The sequence below is a fragment of the Roseivirga sp. YIW32 genome (assembly GCF_057219245.1).
This window is the reverse complement of the sequence record NZ_JBXVVG010000002.1, coordinates 1,007,032-1,024,837: the sequence shown is the minus strand read 5'-3', so window position 1 is coordinate 1,024,837 and position 17,806 is coordinate 1,007,032. Positions and strand designations below refer to the sequence as shown.

Here is a 17,806-nt window from a genome sequence, read left to right as displayed (position 1 = left end):
TTTGTACCTCATTGATGGCACCCCATTCCAAATTTTTTATTCGTAGATTTTGGTCAAATAAAAAATTCTGGAATCTCAACTACTGCTAATGAAACGTATCGCGCTAATACTTGTCGCCTGCTTAATGTCTTTCTCAACGCCTGCACAAACTGACGCTGATGCCCAAATGGTGCGAGCAATTTTCGATGAAGCCCTCGAAAGAGGCCAGAGCTATGAGATGCTACGCTACCTGACAAAGAACATAGGTGGAAGATTAGCAGGTTCTCCGCAAGCCGCAGCAGCAGTAGAATGGACCCGGCAACAAATGATGGCCCTAGGGTTTGATACGGTATACCTTCAACCGGTCATGGTTCCGCATTGGGTTAGAGGGGAGAGAGAAGTCGGTCGGATCGTCAATTCAAAAAAATTAGGCTCCCTCGAAGTGAAGGTGACCTCTTTGGGAAATGCTGTAGGAACAGGACCGTCAGGTACAGTAGCTGAAGTCGTAGAAGTAAAGGACTTTCAAGAGTTAGCAGCCTTAGGTGAAGCAGGTGTTAAAGGAAAGATCGTGTTCTTTAATCGGCCAATGGACCCTAAACTCATCGATACCTTCGGCGCCTATTCTGGTGCATCCAGCCAGCGTGGAAGCGGTCCTTCAGAAGCAGCAAAATATGGGGCTATCGGAGTGATCGTTCGTTCTTTGAGCTCTTTCAAAGACGATGTGCTGCACACCGGTAGTACAAACTACGCCTTGAATGTGCCCAAGATCCCGGCGCTTGCCATTACCACCAATGCCGCCGATCAATTGAGTGATCTGCTCCAAGATGATCCGAGTTTGCAATTCTATTTTGAAACGAGTGCTCAGACCCTTCCGGATGTACTTTCGTACAATGTGGTGGGTGAGATCAGGGGCTCAGAATTTCCCGATGAAATCATTGCCGTTGGTGGTCATTTGGATTCGTGGGACTTATCCGAAGGCGCACACGACGATGGCGCAGGGTGCATGCAATCGATAGAGGTCCTCCGGTTGTACAAGGCCTTGAACTACCGACCCAAAAGAACGATAAGAGCCGTCATGTTCATGAATGAAGAAAATGGCTTACGTGGAGGAAGAAAGTATGCTGAAATAGCCGAACAGCTGAACGAAAAACACATCGCTGCCATGGAATCTGACCGAGGCGGTTTCTTGCCTATCGGTTTTGGCATTTCAGGCACACCTGAGCAACAAAATAAGCTCTTCAGTTGGAAGAAATTATTTGAACCCTTTGGCATCTATCAATTCAAAAGAGGCGGTGGTGGTGCCGACATCAGTCCACTGCGCACTCAAAATGTACCACTGATCGGATACATACCGGATAGCCAACGCTACTTCAAATACCACCACACACCGATTGACAATTTTGAAGCCGTCAATCAGAGGGAATTAGAAATGGGAGCCGCCGCCATGGCTTCTCTTCTTTACCTCATCGATCAATACGGCCTGTAATAATATGATGCTTCAATTATAGTCCTTAGACAACCATTTTGAGTACTGTGCATAAAAAGGTACTGATTTATACAACATATCTATCAGAGTCTCGTTTTTGAGAGCAAGGGTATAATCCCAAAAGGTCAACTCAACTCTCAACGCATGAAACAACTCAAAGAATTCTTCTGGTTCTGTTCCGGAAGCAACCTATCCCTATTAAAGCGATGCCCTACCGACTCTTCTAAATTTACCGGTATTGGTGCAGCGATTTTCTTCACTGGTCTATTGGCGGCCCTTTCCGGCGGATACGCCTTTTACACCGTATTCGAAAACGCCTGGTGGTCAATTGGTTTTGGCATCTTATGGGGCGCCATTATCTTCAACTTAGACCGCTTTATTGTAGCAACACTTCGTAAACGCTCAGGTAAGAAATGGTTAGAGCTGCTACAAGCCTCCCCTCGAATTCTCTTGGCCGTTATGCTGGCGATCGTCATTTCCAAACCGTTAGAACTTCGCATTTTCAAAAAAGAGATCGATCGCAAATTGGTCATACTAGAGGAGCAAATTTACCAAAAGGAGATTGCAGCAGTTGATTTGCGCTACCAGGCCTTGCTTAGCCGTGGCCAAAACAACCTAGACGAATGGAAAGCCGAATTGTCGGCTAAAGCACAGCAACGCGATCTGCTCTTTGAGGAAGCCCGAAAAGAGGCCGACGGCACCGGGGGCAGCAGGCAACGAAATGCCGGACCTATCTACCAATTGAAAAAAGATGACGCAAATAGAGCACAACAAGAATTGGATCAACTCGAAGAACGCCTCCTACCGCTAATCACAAGTGAACAACAGGCCTTAGACTCCTTAGGAAAAGCTCAACAAAACGAAGTCACAGCCATCAAACGAAATCCTTGGGATGGATTCGCTGCTCAATTGGAAGCACTTAGCGTCCTGGGAAAAGGAAACAAAGGAATGGCAATGGCTAATCTTTTCATTATTGGTCTGTTCATCATGCTCGAATGCGCCCCCATCATGGTCAAGTTGATTGCCCCAAGGGGTCCTTACGATGAATTGCTTGACGTACGGGAGCACTTCTTTAAAAACCACAATGTAGAACAACTCGCCGCCATGGATTATCAGACCCATGAACGACTCAAGCAGTATTCGATCTAATGCATAAAAAGAGCCGCCATGTTATTCATGGCAGCTCTCTATTTTTATGGCCTTAAGGCCTACTGCTTTCTCTTTAAATAGATCTCTTCTTTAACATGGCGTTTACCGCCTCTGCCTTTTTCGTAGGCAACCAATTTACCATCCTCCATCATAAAGACATCAATGTCGTCGATTTGGATGCGGTCTTCATCTTCGCCTTCAATGACCAATTCACCCTCTCTGTTGATGTACCACTGGGCATACTCTACTTCTCTTTCCCCGAAAATCTCCAGCTCAATGCGAAGGTCTCCATTTTTTCTGAATTCGAATTCAATGTCGATGCTTTCTACGATGTCGAGTGCAAAATTAGAAACACTTTTCGCGAACGACCGGGCTAGCCAGTTTTCCTCTTCTTCTATTTCTTTTTCAATGTCCTTCCGATCGATATCAAGGACGAGAACCCATTCTCCAATAATGTCTTTCTCTTTTACTTTTTGTTGCGCCATTACCGACACTGCGGTGGTCAGGATAAGGCAAAGGGTGATTAATTCTTTCATGTTGACCTGAATTTGTTTTGAGTTTCACTTGTAAGTAAGACTCCTTCTTTGAAAAAAAGTTACACTCGGCCGCTCAGTGGTGCATTCTTCTGACGAAGAACTTATACTCAGGATGAATAGCCCTTCTGATCATTGAGTTTGAGCCTACTTTTCACAAACACCCCTTGACCGGAAGCCACGAGCTGACCGTTTTCATTCACGATCTCCGACTTGGCTAGCCAATCTGATTCTCCGGCCGAAACCAATTCACCGCTTGCTTTTAAGACACCGCCCGTTACGGGTCGCCTAAAGTCAATCTGATAACGCTTGGTCACCATAAAGTACTGCGTTTCCATTGAGGCTGCAGCAAAATAGGCGGCATCGTCTAATAGTTTGAAGTAGATGGCCCCATGTAGACTCATGGCTCCATGATAATACTCTTGTCGGATAGGCAAGCTCAATTCTGCAAAGCCTTCCTTCACCCGAATTTTTGCTTCCTTTATCAGCGCTTGATTAATGGGGGCTGCGGCAAACAAAGCCTCCAACTTCCTAAAATGGAGCACATCAGGCATAATCAGCGATCAATTCAAATTGAATCAAATGATGCTTAACGTGCTTACGATGAAATAACAACCACTCATTGATGTTCATTGACCCACCATAGGGGTGAACAGCATGAAATTCAGGGTTCTGTTGTCTAAACTCCTCAAACTTCAGCACCTCCTCCTTCAGTTTATCAACGGCTTGGCTAAGACTCTCGAAGCGTAATGGTTGCAGGTCATTATTACCGATTGGAGAACCAACATTTCTCCGCATGGGTGCGTCTTTGACTAAATAGGTTTTGTTCTTTTCAGCATCTTCTGGCGGAACTGCTAATGGAATCTTGATTCGTCCAATAGACATCTTATACGTGACAATCAGGTGTTCAACCATGTGCTGAGGAGTCATTAAACCCCAGGCGGGGGTTGCTTCAGCGGTCAAGCGAGCTAGTGCTTTGGGCAGTTCTTCATTAAAAAAAGTGCTTGCCGACTCAATTTCATTTTGCATAGCCTAAGATATAAAAAGTCACTTAGCAGCCCTAGCCTCCTTTCGAAAGAGGTAGCATAGCAATAAAAAATCCGGCACTTACATGAGCACCGGATCTCTTTATTTCGGCTGGAATTTGTTTGGCCTTTCCCAGCATCATGCGTTCATAAACGACTACTCGCCTAGGAAAGGATACCTATAATCCTCCGGAGAAACGAAGGTCTCTTTAATCAAACGTGGAGATACCCAACGCAATAAGTTGATCATAGAACCCGCTTTGTCATTTGTGCCCGAACCTCTTGCGCCACCAAATGGCTGCTGGCCTACAACAGCACCTGTCGGCTTATCGTTGATGTAGAAATTACCAGCAGATTGTTCTAAAGCCTTTACTGCTACTTCTAAAGCATAACGATCTTGTGAGAAAATGGCACCCGTCAAGGCGTAAGGAGAAGTTTCATCGACTAACTTCAATGTCGCATCATAATCTTTTGGCTCATAGACGTAAATAGTGATTACTGGACCAAAGATCTCTTCACACATGGTCGTGTATTTTGGATCCGTTGTCAACAATACCGTAGGTTCGATGAAGTAACCTTTCGATTTGTCGTAACCACCTCCGGCGACCACTTCTACTTTATCACTCGACTTTGCATTGTCAATGTATTTGGCAATTTTATCGAATGACTTTTCATCAATGACTGCGGTAATAAAGTTGGAGAAGTCTTCAGTACCTCCCATTTTGAAGGTTTTCAAATCTTCGACTACATAGTCTTTCACTTCATTCCACATGTTCGACGGAATGTATGCTCTTGAAGCAGCCGAACACTTTTGCCCTTGGAATTCGAAGGCTCCACGGGTGATCGCCGTAGCAACAGCCTTTGGCTTCGCCGATTCATGCACCATGATGAAATCCTTACCTCCTGTTTCTCCAACAATTCTAGGATAAGAACGATAGTTGAAGATATTTTCTCCGATGGTTTTCCAAATGTGTTGGAATACACCAGTAGAACCGGTAAAGTGGATACCACCAAAATCCTTGTGTTTGAACACAATGTCACCTGTAGTTGGTCCATCCACAAAGACCAAGTTGATCACACCAGCAGGTACGCCCGCTTCACGGAACACTTCCATCAAGACGTTGGCGGAATAGACTTGTGTAAAAGCTGGTTTCCATACCACCGTATTGCCCATCATGGCAGGAGCCGTTGGCAAGTTGCCGGCGATAGCGGTGAAGTTGAATGGTGTCAAGGCAAAAACAAATCCCTCCAATGGTCTTTGCTCTACACGATTCCATACACCTGGAGATGATTCCGGCTGCTGTCTGTAGATATCCGACATGTATTCCACATTGAATCGCAAGAAATCGATGATCTCACAAGCCGAGTCGATCTCCGCTTGGTAAGCATTCTTCGATTGCCCGAGCATGGTCGCTGCGTTCAGTTTGTCACGGTACGGGCCTGCAATGAGATCGGCCGCTTTCAAGAAGATGGCCGCACGATTCTCCCAGCTCATGTTCGCCCAGGCAGGTTTTGCTGCCATTGCAGCATCAATTGCCGCCTCCACATGTGAAGCATCTCCTTGCGAGAAATGCCCTAGAATATGTTGATGATCGTGTGGAGGAGACATCGGAACTTTATTATCAGTTCTTACCTCTTTTCCTCCAATGAACATTGGAACGTCTACTGTTTGAGAACGCATTTCTGCAAGTTTCGCCTGCAGGCTTTCACGTTCAGGGGTACCCGGAGCATACGAATTGATCGGTTCATTCTCTGCTATTGGTACATTAAAGAATCCAGTCGCCATAGTTTACTTTTTTATTGATTATAAATCTCTTGCGGCAAATATAAGCATCACCTTGGGGAAGCAAAAAGTCCCCTCTTAGAGAATGTCTTTCAACTCAAGAAGGTTCACTATTTCGTGCTGAAATGTAACGGAAGTTGCGAATCGACTCGGATTGAACCAAACATGGTCCATGCCCACAGATTGCGCGCCCAGAATATCAGAATTCAAATTATCTCCGATCATCATCGATTCTTCCACCGTGGCCTCTGCCCATTCCATTGCCAAATGAAAAATATCAGGACTTGGTTTCCGCTGGTTCGCTGATTCGGAGGTCACGATCACATCAAAATGCTCGCGAATACCGGCAGACTTCAACTTGGTTTCTTGTATGCCATTAAACCCATTGGTGATAATGTGCAAGCGGTATTTCCCTTTTAAATAATCCAATACCTCGTGCACATGAGGAAAGGTATTAGGCTTTGTCGGGCATAGACTGACATAATCTTCCTCTAAGGTCTCCGGTACGTCGCTAAACTGATAGCCCATTCGTTTGAAGATCATGGGAAAACGTCGTTGGCGAATATCTTTTCGTTGAATCGTATGCTTATTGTAAAGGTCCCAAAGTTCAAAATTGACCTCAAAAAAGGTGCTAACGAATTGCTCAATGGTAAAGGAAGGCAACCTATCCAATTGAAAATGAATCGCCAGTTCACTTAGCGAAGACGCTGCATTGGCATCATAGTCCCATAAGGTATGGTCCAGGTCGAAAAATAGGTGCTTGTAATTCACAGCAATGAAAACATGAAATCACTCAGCTTGTTCAGGCAAAATAACCTCTCCCTTGCACGCGGTTCTTGGCCAACTCTCGATTAGATTCCAGAATTTGATACACTTCTTGGTCTTTTAAAAGCGCAGCGTCCTTATTGAGAAAGCTAAAAAGCTGCGTCAGCACATCCTCTACCTCTTCTCGAATGGAGTAAAACACCCATTGATCAACCTTTCGAGCATTGATGATATTGGAATTCCTTAAATACGTGATGTGCCTTGAGGTTTTAGTCTGTGTGAAATCTAAGATATGCTCCAAATCAGAAATGGTCATTTCGCCATTTCGGTACAGTAAATGCAATATCCTTACCCTTGCCTCTTCGGACATCGACTTGAAAATTTGTGTACCGTAACTAAGGCTAAAATTTTTGAGGCGCATGGGGGTTAATTATTGTTAAGCAGAGAAGAATAGTAAAGCGAATTAATGACTTCCGGCACTTAGGTGTTATTATTGTATCGTTGAACGAAAATAGCTTTTTTAAATCTAAAAGTTGAAATATCCGTTAAGAAAGCAACAAAGACCATCTTGAAGGTTCGCATGTTAAAATATTGCCTCATACTCTGCTTGTTTGCCTTTGGCTTACTATCGAGCGAGAAAGCGCATGCGCAAGATCGAGAGAACCGACTCATCGTTCAATTATCGGGAATTGTCATGAATGCGGACAGCTCACGCGTGATTCCATTAGCCAATATTTACAACCCAAAAACAGGACGAGGAACGCCTTCTGATTACAAGGGATGGTTCAGTAAGCCCTTTTATGCGGGCGACACACTACTGATCTCTGTGATCGGCTACAAAAACATTCAATACACTGTTCCTAGTGATCAGGGAGACCGAGTGACCGTCATTTTTGCTTTAGAGGAAGAGATCACCCAGCTGGCAGATGTAGAGATCAATCCGTTCCCTACTGAAGATATCTTCAAAGAGGCCATTTTGGCCATGAACCTAAATGAAGAACAGACACAATTATTGAATGATTTTCAACCCGAGACCATACAAGACATGGTCCGTACGATGTCAATTGAAGGTTCGCCGGGCATGAATTATCGCTACATGATGAACCAACAATTCTATAACCTTCAGCAACAAGCAGGACCAGCCACCAATCCATTGTTGAACCCTTTTGCTTGGGCTCAGTTCATCAATTCGTTGAAAAAGAAGAAAAAGTAAAAGGTTTGGGTGAGTTGGGAATGTCCTAATTCACACGAAGCGAAAGCATCATATCAGCGCCTAAGAAACGACCGTCTTCATTGACATACCAATACCTGTTTTTAGGAATCCGCATCCCGCGCTGAATCTCCATTTCATCCAGCACAATGTATTCGCCATCGTTGATGGCTTCATCATGATAAAAACGATACCCCACTAAGGCATAGGTTTCGGGGTGGAAATAGAAATACCAGCTGTCTTTACCCACCTCAGGTGAGTAATTCACCTTAAGAGCCAGCACAGCCTGACCATTGAAGTACTCGTTGTTCACTTGCTCACCAAGAATGGTTCCTTCATCTTTTATCTTCATAGGCAAGCCATAGAGATAGGTATAATAATCTCGCCATCGCCTGGCTCTTGCAGAAGTGAGGTCCAAGGAATCCGTCGTTTTTTGATTAGTGGCTAGCTGAAAATCGGCATAGACCTGAGCAGAATCGAATGGGTCAACCCGGTAGGTTAACAGATGCCCTTTGCTTACATAGCTAACCTCAAACGTTCCTTCCTCCTTGTTGATGTTTACTTTACTTATTCTGGGTTTGCCATTGGGTGTTTCCATTCGCAGCACCAATTCCATCTGCAAAGAGGCCCACTGATTCATTGGATCGTGAAAGGCGATGCTACGTTCAAGTAGTTCTTCAGGTGGAAGGTTTTGACTAAAAAGTGAGAAGGAGAATGAACCAAGAAAAATAAGAGCTACAATGCGCATGAACTGAAATTTTAACCCAATTTATAAATGCCCCAGCCTTATATCCAATCAATGTTTTTTATTTTTGCCAAATCCTGAAAGGGACATCTACTATGAATTTACCCATTTGGCAATCCGAGTATCTTGAGCCGTCGCTAGCTATTGCCCTTGTTACCCTTGGATTTAGTATTTACCACTTCGTCTCGATCTCGGATAAGATCAAAGGCAACTACCTTGCAAGGTACGGCGAGATCAAAGGACTCACTAAGTTTTTATGGATGACGCGCTACCTGGGCTGCTTGACGATCGGAGTCATCCCATTTTTCGTCATGCTTTTGATCACCAACAATACGCCATCCGACTACGGCTTGGGTTTTCAAGAACACTTGATCTCTCTATACTGGATTCTTGGGTTGGCCTGCCTGATCATTCCAATGAATTATTTTAATTCTAAAAAGGAAAAGAATTTAGCCTTCTATCCAAACGTCCGAGAAAAGGAGTGGACTAAAAAGATGGTTGCAACCAATGCCTTCACCTGGATGGCTTATCTTTTCGGCTATGAATTAATGTTCCGAGGAATCCTGTTATTCGCCACGGTCCCACTCTTGGGTGAGTGGCCAGCAATCATTTTGAATGCAGCCATCTACGCATTGGTTCATGTACCGAAGAACTTGGAAGAAACGATAGGAGCAGTTCCTTTAGGCATTATCTTATGCTTGGTCACCCTGACCACTGGAACCTTATGGGTAGCCTTTTTTGTACACATTACGTTGGCATTGTCGAACTTCTTCTTTTCCTTGAAGCATCACCCTGAAATGAAAGTGGTCTGATGAGTAAAAAAATCTTCATTACTGGAGGCACCGGATTTATCGGTCAAAAGCTAGCTAAAAAATTGGCTGATGATGGAAATCAGGTGGTTGCGTTGATCAGGTCAAAAAACAAAGCCAAAGACCTCCAACACCCGAACATTTCATTTGTTGAGGGAGATCTTTTCTCGCTTGGTGCACTAGAAGTAGGCATGCACGAAACCGACGAAGTGTACCACCTGGCAGCCTTCGCAAGTGTTTGGGCCAAAGGGGATACCTTTGAGAAAGTTAATATTGAGGGAACGCTCAATATTCTAAACGCTGCCAAAAAGAAAAAGGTCAAAAAAATCCTGGTCACTTCAACCGCAGGAGTGATTGGTCCGGCAGTAGATGGTCCTGTTCATGAAGATACCCCCAGGCAAGTCGACTTTTTCACCGCCTATGAACAAACCAAGTACGAATCGGAGCTAAAGATCAAGGAATATGTGGCAAATGGGCAGCATGTCGTGATCGTGAATCCGACCCGTGTCTACGGCCCCGGACCGTTGAATGTGAGTAATTCCGTCACCAAACTCATCAAGCAATACACCGAAGGCAAATGGAAGTTCATTCCAGGAGACGGAATGAGCACAGGCAACTACGTTTTTGTTGATGATGTCATCAATGGCCATGTATTGGCCATGGAAAAGGGCCGAGCAGGAGAAAGGTATTTACTTGGTGGTGAAGATGCTACCTACTTTGAGCTCTTCGACACCATTGCAGCTATTGGTGGCAGAAGGTTTAAGCTTTACAAAATGCCTTTAGGCGTTTTGCTAGCCTTTGGCAAAATCCAGCTCTTCTTGGCAAACAACTTTGGCAGACAACCTCTGATCACCCCAGGATGGGTCAAAAAGTACCTCTACAAATGGTCAGTGAGTAGTGCCAAGGCTGAAAATGAATTAGGATATCAAAGAACATCCCTAAAGGATGGCATCCGCCAAACAATAGATTGGTTAAGTGAATGAGTAGAACCTCCGTATTTACATTAGTCACAGGGGCAAGTAGCGGCATTGGCAGAGCTTTTGCAGAAGAATGTGCCGCGCAAGGTCATCATGTGCTGTTGGTTGCTCTACCAGAACCAACTCTTGAAGAGGTTACCAGCAAACTAAAAAATAAATTCCCAGAGCAGACATTTGACCATTTAGGAGTCAACTTGATGGAGCAGGATGGTTCTAAACTAATTTTTGATTGGTGCTTCAACAAAGGCTATCAGGTCAATCTTTTGATCAACAATGCCGGCCTTGGAAATTCCGGTTCGTTTGAAAGCATGCCTTTCAGTTTTTACCACGGACAAATGCAGCTCAACATGTGTTCTCTGGTGGGCTTGACACATCGTTTTCTTCCTGTTCTTAAAAATCAAAACCGTGGCTATGTACTGAATGTGGCAAGTATGGCAGCTTTTTATGATGTGCCCTACAAGAGCATCTACGCGGCTACCAAACGCTTTGTACTCTCTTTCTCCAGATCTTTGAACAAGGAATTGGAAGACAGCAATGTCAGCGTTTCGGTACTATGTCCTGGTGGTGTTCTTACCAATGATGATGTCAAAAAAAGAACACAAGAGCTCGGGCTTGTCGCAAGAAAAAGTGCCTTGTTACCAGAGGAAGTGGCTACCTATGCGTTGAAGCAGGTATTAAAGGGAAAACAGGTCATCGTACCTGGACGACTTACCCGCATCGTTAAGTTCTTCGGAAAGTTTATTCCTTATCGTGTTCAACTGAACATGATGGCCAATGAGTTCATTAAGAATAGTCGATGATAAAAAAAGCCATCCTGATCGGACGGCTCTCTTCAATTCACCTTTTTTGCCTTAGTTATTGATGAGATAACGTGTAAAGGAACGTCCATTGACCTCTGCATACTTGGTGATAATATCCCAACGTACATCCATGTCTTCAATGTCCAAATCTCCACGTACTTTGGTATACTTCATGTCAACAGAACCGTCGAAAACGGCCTTCCTAAAGCTTACACCCTCGTTAAATTCGGTGTACTTGAACATTGCATCATCATCGAAATAGGTGTTCGCGAAATCTGCTCTCGACTCAAATTCAGCATACTTGAAGCTATTCTCACGCTGAAACTTAGACCCTGAGAAGGTAGCCCCTTCTTCAAAAACAGAATACTTGAACATGGCATCCCTCAAAAACTGACAATTCTCAAAAATTACCTCCTGCTCAAAATCAGCCGTAAAGGTGTAGCCCGACCTTTTATCGTGGAAATAAGCCAAGACATCCTCTTCAAAAACGACATTCTTAAAAGTGACCTTAGATTCAATGGTTTCTTTCACCTCATTGGTACCATCCCTCCACCATCGACTTCTTCTGGGGAACTCATCCAATTTATCGTCCATAAAGGTGAAGTCTAGTACGCCAGTAATTGTGACGTTTTCGTAAGCGATGGTTTCACCATTTTTTATGGCCTTCATGACTTGAGAGGCTTTGACTTGAGTTTGTGCAGGGAGATTGGTTGTGAATGCAATGGCTAGTAGCGCAAATGCAAATCGAGTATATCGTTTTGTTTTCATGACCTTTTGTTGTTTGTCTAATAGATGGAAATCAACCCAAGAGGTTGCATCCTTAGCCTAAAGATGTCAACTTTTTACAAAGGGTTGCATGAAAAAAGCCACTTCCCGAAGAAAGTGGCTTTGGATAAATTAATAGTCCTTTTTAATTATTCCGTTTCTTCTTCTGAAATGTCATAGATAATCACACCGTTAGCAACAAAAGCCAATTCTTCCTTGTCTTCAGTGATGGCGTCAATCTCTTCTTGTGGTTTGCCAGCATCTTCAGCATAATGTTTTAATGTGGCTACATCGGTTAATGTCCTTGTCACCACACCATCAATAATGGCCAAATTGCCTTCCATGCCTTCCTTCGGCACAAAGAAGCCATAATCCTTAAAGGTCACGCGCATTTCATCCCCATTAGGCATCACAAGGTTCATCCAACAACCCTTCATCGCACAGGTAGCGGTGATCTCTCCTTTTACTTTCACCGCGACGGAGTCGGACTTCGCCAACATTGCGACCATATCGTCAGTAGAAATGGTCCCGTCTTCGGTGATCTCTTCGCCATATTTTCCAACCAAGGTACCCTCAATTGCTTCCTCTTTTGTCTCAGTACAAGCAAAAGCAGCTAATACGACTAGTGCAAAAAATATTCTTTTCATGATTCTGAATTTTAGACAAAAATAACCCTTGATCACCAATTCGCCTACTTTTCTGTGGACTTCAGCTTCAACTCGGCAATTGCCTGAGCCAAATAAGCCAAGGCCTCCTCAGGTTCTTGAAAATTCACAGAAGACTGCAACATCTCTCCCTCTCCACGCATTAACCATTCTGCCGATATCCTTTTCCCCTCCAATTCCAAGGCCAATATCTTCTCCAACACAGGACCACTTGGGTAGCTTTGCCGTCCTTTAGGATTCACAATGTTGAACATCACAGAAGTAGAAACCCCTAAGCGTTTGGCAAAACCGCTCTCCGTATCTTTGAAGGCTTTGATAAGCTCGGCAATCCTGGTATTGATCGTCATTAGAAATAGCTTGGTCTTTTAGTAGTAAACCCGGGGGCAAGCCCACAAAATATACATTCCAGGGGAAGGATCTTCTGCTCCACAAGACACCCCACGCATTCAAAAGGTACTCTCGTCACGGCCCTGAACTTACTTGGTGTATCAACCTTACATGGATCTTCAAAGAAGATCGGAATGTCATTATTGGTCATCAATAGGCGGGTCGTATCCACCCCGATCACCTCAAAATGACCAAGTACGCGTTCAGCTGGATCGGAACTGAAAATATTGCTCGGTATGGCCGCAGGAGGAACATCAAATATGGAGCCCGATCTTGCAATAAGGTCATTGACCCGAGCCCAATATTCATAAGACTCTCTATTCATTGCCGACTGAATGACGTTGAAATAGTGCTTTACGGCAAAGGTTCTATCGATCTTTCTACTGATCAAATACCGGTTATTAAGTGAGGTATTTCGAACACTCTGGCCATCCAATAAAAATATATTTTGTTCACTGAGATCATTGATCACATAACAACGAGTAGGCGTAAACCGTGGAAAATGAGAGCGCGGAAGATCGCTGGCCTTGTGAGCATAGGCCTCTTCAAGAGTCCAGCGAATGTAAAATTCGTCCGGTAAGGGGTTGATCTGGGAAGAGAGATACAGCTGTACGACCCATTGCTCTATCTCTGTTCGCGTACTGGTAATTTCGGTTTCAATGGCTTCTTTCCAAGTCAATTCATCCCTTGCCACCACCGGATTGATGCGCTGTAGCGGACTTGTGTATACCTTTCCTTCAAGGCTTACCTCCAAGCTCAGTTCATCACCAATTGCCCGATTCAGCACATTGTCTTCCAACTCATAGCGCCCATCACTACGCAACACAAGCCTCTCAGAATTTCCTGCTTCATCATAGATCCTGACCAAAGCATCGTTAATGGGTACTGGTGGCTCCCCATTGGGGCCTGTCCGTGAAACTTCCACATAATTGCCCAGTTGGCTATTGCTGATACGTCCGAAGATAACGAGTTCTCCTCCAGTTTGGTCTGTTTCTAATTCTATTACTTCAGAACATGCGAAGCAGAATAAGACAGCGAGTATGGTTAAGGTCAATCTCATTAAAAATAACTTGGGCGGTTTAAAGTACTATTTTCGATACTTAGGCATTCCACACATTCCTCGGCAATAATTCGCTCATCTATCAAACACTTGATACAATTAAATGGTACGCTCACTAATTCAAAGTATCGTGTCGCTCCTGCAGTAGAGCAGGGATTTACAAAGAAATAAGGAATATCATTATTGGTTAATAACGTGCGAGTGGTGTCTAGACTCACCACTTCAAAAATACCGAGTACTTTTTCATTTGGGTCACTACTCTTAATATTTCCTGGAACCGGAGCCGGTGGCACGTCAAATATAGACCCTGCTCTATCAGTTAAGGCATTGACCCTCTCCCAATACACATAACTCTCTTCAGTCAGTGCTAACTGAATGAGGTTGAAGTAGTGCTTGAACTGAAAACTACGGTCAACTTTTCTTTCAATTATTTCCCGACCATTGAGACTAAGGTTTTTAAGCTTACTTCCATCGAGCAACATGATTTGCTGCGTTTTTAAATCATTTTTCACATAGCACTGCTTAGGGAAAAACATAAAATTCTGTGGTGGTAAGTAGGCTTCTTGTACATTAAAAACCTCTTCAATCCGCCATCTTAAAAAAAAGTCTTCCGGCAACTGTTGAAAGGAAACATTAGCAAATAAGCGCACAACCTCTTCCTCATAAGCTACACCCGCATCAGAAATGCGTTGTAGTACTTGCACATCCCAATACAATTCATCTTTTGCCACATGTTGTTGCATAGTTTGAGGGTTGGATTTATAGGTTTTGCCGTCCTTTTCGAAAGAGATCCAGAAGGTTTCTCCTGGCTTTCTATTCGAAACGATTCCATTAGGTTCATAAAGGCCCGGTTCAATTTCCTTGAACAAAACCGTCTCTCCTTCAAGGTGGTGAAGGTAGACCTGTAAACTACTAACAGGCTCAGGTGGAAGTCCACCATCACTGGTAAGACTTATCATCACTTGATTACCGAAACGTCCATTTGTCAATTGACCGCTAACAACCAAAAGGCCTCCATTTTGCTGTGTTTCTAGCTCAATGATTTCTGAACAGCCAAACAAAACCAAGAATCCGATCACCATAAACCTATTCATCAGAATTGAAAATTATAGGTTAAGGTAGGAAATGCAGCACCCAGCACGGTCAGACGATGCGGTTGCGGTAAAAAGCTCGAATTCTCAGGGGTCTGAAAATAAATTGAATAGGGATTTCTTCTCCCTAGAATATTGTAAACGCCCAAAGTTACCGTGCCTTTGTACTTCTTGTCGTCACGTTTGGCTCGGAGCTCTTCTTTAAGAATGTCCCGTCCAAAGGTCAAACTGAGGTCAATTCTAAAATAATCTGGAATTCTGTATTGATTTCGTTCGGAAAAATGAGGCACAAAGGTACTGCCTGCTTGATAACTCGACTCAATTCCATTGATCGGTCGTCCTGTCGAATACACAATGTTCCAATTGAAGGAACTGGCTCCTTTGAGCGTCAGCGTGGAAACAAAAGATAAGTTGTGGGTTCGATCAAAGTTAGCAGGATACCAATCTCCATTATTGATATTGGTTTCTTGTGTTTCACCTTGAACCTTTAATTCCGTTCTCGATAAGGTATAAGCCAACCAGCCCGTAAGTTTCCCTTTTGTCTTTTTCAAAAAGAGTTCAATGCCATAAGCTCGTCCTTCACCCGCAACGACATCCGTTTCCAAATGATCATTGACTAATAACTCTGCAAAATCCTTGTAATCCAATAAGTTCTCCATCCTTCGGTAATAACCTTCCAGAGAGAACTCCCAGAGGTTATCCTTGAAGTTCTTGAAATAACCAATAGAGAAGTTATTCGAAATTAAGGGCTCAAAATAGGTATTGCTCAATTGCAGCACGTCTGTTGGTGTAGCTGCCGTGGCATTTGAAAGTGTATGAATATACTGCAGTGTTCTGTTCACACTTGCCTTCACAGAACTCGTTTCAGTGAGTTTATATCGAATACCGAGCCTTGGTTCAATACCACCGTATTGTTTGATCAGATCGCCTTTTTGATAGTCAATCGTGTCGGTAATTCGATCCGTGGTCAATTCATTTCCGGGCGCATACTGGTATACCCGATAAGGGCCGCTATTAAAAAACATCGAATATCGTACACCCAAAGAAATCCCCAAGCGATCGGTCACATCAAACTGATCGTTCAAAAAAATCCCAAATTCATTTCCCTGTTCTTTTTCTACTCGTTCAGGCAAGATGCCGGAATCTGCTCCTATAGGCCGAACAATCTCAGGGTGGGCGTCATAGCCTACCCAATCGGCTCCAAACGTCAGGTTATGTTTAGAGTTGAGGCTGTAATAAAAGGTTTGATTCCCTTGCCAATACGCCATTCCATTATCCACTTCTGATGCGTCGATACCGGTAGGATCGAAGAGTTGACTCGTATAATTACCCCGAACCAACCGACTAGATGAGACCAAATTATCATTGATACTCCAACGCCAATTCAGATTGCCCAGGTCTGTATTCCAGCGAAACCCAAAATCATTGGCAAAATTAAAGAAGTCACCGCTCTTGTAGTAGCTCAGGGTCAGCTTATGGTCTTCAGCAAGCCGGTGACTGATCTTTACATTCAGGTCATGAAACCGTACCTCACTGTTCACCACATCGATATTTTTTGCCTGTTGCAGCACCCAATCCGAATACGACGCTCGGCCAGCTACCATCAATCGTGTTTTGCCCTGGTTCAATGGGCCTTCAATGGATATGCGACTAGCCACCATTCCGAGCCCACCTTTTACGTTCATCTCTTGTGAGTTTCCTTCTTTCATTCGCACATCTAGGACGGAGGCCACTCTACCTCCAAATTGGGCAGGCATATTGCCTTTATACAGCGTAAACGTCTCGGTTGCGTCGGGGTTGAAACTCGAAAAGAAGCCCAATACGTGGTTGGCATTAAACAGAATGGCTCCATCCTGCAGGATAAGATTTTGATCTGTCCTACCCCCTCTGACATTGAAGCCGCTCGCCCCTTCTCCCACGGAGGAAACTCCAGGTAGCGTCTGCAGACTTTGAATGACATCCACCTCTCCCATAAAAGTGGGAAGGCTTTCGATCTCTTTCAGGTTGATTTTATTGACCCCCGCACTGATCTGAGCAATGTTTCGATCAGGGCCCTCTGCTTCGATAGTGATGCCATCTAAAGCAACCGATTCATCTTCTAAACTCAGGTTAAACTGTCCATTCCCGACGATGCGTACAGGGACTCGTTGAATTTTTTTCCCTAAAAACTGGACGATAAAAACGTATTCTCCTGGCGCTATGGTCAATTCAAATTTGCCCTCAGCATCGGTTACAGCGCCTCCATTGGTGCCCTGGACAGCGAGCGTCGCGGAAAAAAGTCCTGTCTTTTCTTCTTTTCCTGAAATAACACCCGTCACACGCACCCTACCTGTGGCACTCTTTGTCGGATCACCAATGAGCACTCGCTCTTGATTTTCCTGAGCTTGGGTATGTAAGCTGCAAAGGCTAAAATAAGCCACTAGTATGTGGAATAGCGCAATACGAATTTGCATCTGTTGTTTTGACCTTTCGTTTAAAATAAGGCCATATTGGGGTGAATTACTAATTTTTTAACACTAGACTTCGGCTTGTCAGAGACTTTGGTATTAAACATGATAATTAAACCGTAAGTATGCA

At 44.0% G+C, this 17,806-nt stretch carries 19 protein-coding genes; 6 read left to right on the top strand and 13 right to left on the bottom strand.

The genetic code is table 11. The features are described from left to right. Window positions 1–88: 88 nt before the first annotated feature. Window positions 89–1,465: a M28 family peptidase gene (locus AC2D6U_RS13300; RefSeq protein WP_484721477.1), complete on the top strand. Its 1,377-nt coding sequence runs from the start codon at window positions 89–91 to the stop codon at window positions 1,463–1,465. Between the two features lie 144 nt (window positions 1,466–1,609). Next, window positions 1,610–2,614 carry a DUF4407 domain-containing protein gene (locus tag AC2D6U_RS13295; protein WP_484721476.1) on the top strand — a complete coding sequence of 335 codons (1,005 nt, stop codon included), beginning with the start codon at window positions 1,610–1,612 and terminating at the stop codon, window positions 2,612–2,614. Window positions 2,615–2,673: 59 nt separating this feature from the next. Here the strand turns inward: AC2D6U_RS13295 and AC2D6U_RS13290 are convergent, their stop codons facing one another. The 6 genes from AC2D6U_RS13290 to AC2D6U_RS13265 form a co-directional block, all read right to left on the bottom strand. Then, window positions 2,674–3,150 (bottom strand): hypothetical protein, encoded by a 477-nt coding sequence (locus AC2D6U_RS13290; RefSeq protein WP_484721475.1) that lies wholly within the window; start codon window positions 3,148–3,150, stop codon window positions 2,674–2,676. A 107-nt stretch (window positions 3,151–3,257) separates the two neighbouring features. Further along, window positions 3,258–3,701: a PaaI family thioesterase gene (locus AC2D6U_RS13285; protein ID WP_484721474.1), complete on the bottom strand. Its 444-nt coding sequence runs from the start codon at window positions 3,699–3,701 to the stop codon at window positions 3,258–3,260. Further along, the gene (locus AC2D6U_RS13280; protein ID WP_484721473.1) at window positions 3,694–4,176 is read right to left on the bottom strand and encodes a hypothetical protein; all 483 of its coding nucleotides are present in this window, start codon (window positions 4,174–4,176) and stop codon (window positions 3,694–3,696) included. The genes AC2D6U_RS13285 and AC2D6U_RS13280 overlap by 8 nt, the downstream gene beginning before the upstream one ends. A 153-nt stretch (window positions 4,177–4,329) precedes the next feature. Then, window positions 4,330–5,958 carry an L-glutamate gamma-semialdehyde dehydrogenase gene (pruA, locus tag AC2D6U_RS13275; protein WP_484721472.1) on the bottom strand — a complete coding sequence of 543 codons (1,629 nt, stop codon included), beginning with the start codon at window positions 5,956–5,958 and terminating at the stop codon, window positions 4,330–4,332. A gap of 75 nt (window positions 5,959–6,033) precedes the next feature. Beyond that, window positions 6,034–6,726: a YjjG family noncanonical pyrimidine nucleotidase gene (locus AC2D6U_RS13270; protein ID WP_484721471.1), complete on the bottom strand. Its 693-nt coding sequence runs from the start codon at window positions 6,724–6,726 to the stop codon at window positions 6,034–6,036. Window positions 6,727–6,757: 31 nt separating this feature from the next. Then, on the bottom strand, window positions 6,758–7,141 hold the full coding sequence (locus tag AC2D6U_RS13265) for an ArsR/SmtB family transcription factor (RefSeq protein WP_484721470.1): 384 nt from the start codon (window positions 7,139–7,141) through the stop codon (window positions 6,758–6,760). 159 nt (window positions 7,142–7,300) lie between these two features. On the opposite strand from AC2D6U_RS13265, the gene AC2D6U_RS13260 reads away from it, so the two are divergent. After that, window positions 7,301–7,933 carry a carboxypeptidase-like regulatory domain-containing protein gene (locus AC2D6U_RS13260; protein ID WP_484721469.1) on the top strand — a complete coding sequence of 211 codons (633 nt, stop codon included), beginning with the start codon at window positions 7,301–7,303 and terminating at the stop codon, window positions 7,931–7,933. A 25-nt stretch (window positions 7,934–7,958) separates the two neighbouring features. Here AC2D6U_RS13260 and AC2D6U_RS13255 read toward each other — a convergent pair whose 3' ends face one another. Further along, window positions 7,959–8,678, bottom strand: a complete 720-nt coding sequence (locus AC2D6U_RS13255) for a DUF6503 family protein (RefSeq protein WP_484721468.1) — start codon at window positions 8,676–8,678, stop codon at window positions 7,959–7,961. Window positions 8,679–8,770: 92 nt separating this feature from the next. Here AC2D6U_RS13255 and AC2D6U_RS13250 point away from each other — a divergent pair, with 92 nt between their 5' ends. Genes AC2D6U_RS13250 through AC2D6U_RS13240 form a run of 3 tightly spaced genes read left to right on the top strand, consistent with a single transcriptional unit; the run spans window position 8,771 to window position 11,261 of the window. After that, complete coding sequence (locus AC2D6U_RS13250; protein WP_484721467.1) at window positions 8,771–9,487, top strand: CPBP family glutamic-type intramembrane protease; 717 nt, start codon at window positions 8,771–8,773, stop codon at window positions 9,485–9,487. Next, window positions 9,487–10,467 carry an SDR family oxidoreductase gene (locus AC2D6U_RS13245; RefSeq protein ID WP_484721466.1) on the top strand — a complete coding sequence of 327 codons (981 nt, stop codon included), beginning with the start codon at window positions 9,487–9,489 and terminating at the stop codon, window positions 10,465–10,467. Before AC2D6U_RS13250 ends, AC2D6U_RS13245 begins: the two co-directional genes overlap by 1 nt. Continuing rightward, window positions 10,464–11,261 (top strand): SDR family NAD(P)-dependent oxidoreductase, encoded by a 798-nt coding sequence (locus AC2D6U_RS13240; protein WP_484721465.1) that lies wholly within the window; start codon window positions 10,464–10,466, stop codon window positions 11,259–11,261. Before AC2D6U_RS13245 ends, AC2D6U_RS13240 begins: the two co-directional genes overlap by 4 nt. A gap of 51 nt (window positions 11,262–11,312) precedes the next feature. On the opposite strand, the gene AC2D6U_RS13235 is transcribed toward AC2D6U_RS13240, so the two are convergent. From AC2D6U_RS13235 to AC2D6U_RS13210, 6 genes are all read right to left on the bottom strand, one after another. Beyond that, on the bottom strand, window positions 11,313–12,029 hold the full coding sequence (locus AC2D6U_RS13235; protein WP_484721464.1) for a pentapeptide repeat-containing protein: 717 nt from the start codon (window positions 12,027–12,029) through the stop codon (window positions 11,313–11,315). 146 nt (window positions 12,030–12,175) lie between these two features. After that, window positions 12,176–12,673: a DUF4920 domain-containing protein gene (locus tag AC2D6U_RS13230; RefSeq protein WP_484721463.1), complete on the bottom strand. Its 498-nt coding sequence runs from the start codon at window positions 12,671–12,673 to the stop codon at window positions 12,176–12,178. Window positions 12,674–12,717: 44 nt separating this feature from the next. Next, on the bottom strand, window positions 12,718–13,038 hold the full coding sequence (locus AC2D6U_RS13225; protein WP_484721462.1) for a hypothetical protein: 321 nt from the start codon (window positions 13,036–13,038) through the stop codon (window positions 12,718–12,720). Next, window positions 13,038–14,138 (bottom strand): DUF4249 family protein, encoded by a 1,101-nt coding sequence (locus AC2D6U_RS13220; protein ID WP_484721461.1) that lies wholly within the window; start codon window positions 14,136–14,138, stop codon window positions 13,038–13,040. The genes AC2D6U_RS13225 and AC2D6U_RS13220 overlap by 1 nt, the downstream gene beginning before the upstream one ends. Further along, window positions 14,138–15,232, bottom strand: a complete 1,095-nt coding sequence (locus AC2D6U_RS13215; RefSeq protein WP_484721460.1) for a DUF4249 family protein — start codon at window positions 15,230–15,232, stop codon at window positions 14,138–14,140. Before AC2D6U_RS13215 ends, AC2D6U_RS13220 begins: the two co-directional genes overlap by 1 nt. Beyond that, window positions 15,232–17,682, bottom strand: coding sequence for a TonB-dependent receptor (locus tag AC2D6U_RS13210; RefSeq protein ID WP_484721459.1), 2,451 nt, complete (start codon window positions 17,680–17,682; stop codon window positions 15,232–15,234). Before AC2D6U_RS13210 ends, AC2D6U_RS13215 begins: the two co-directional genes overlap by 1 nt. Window positions 17,683–17,806 lie beyond the last annotated feature (124 nt).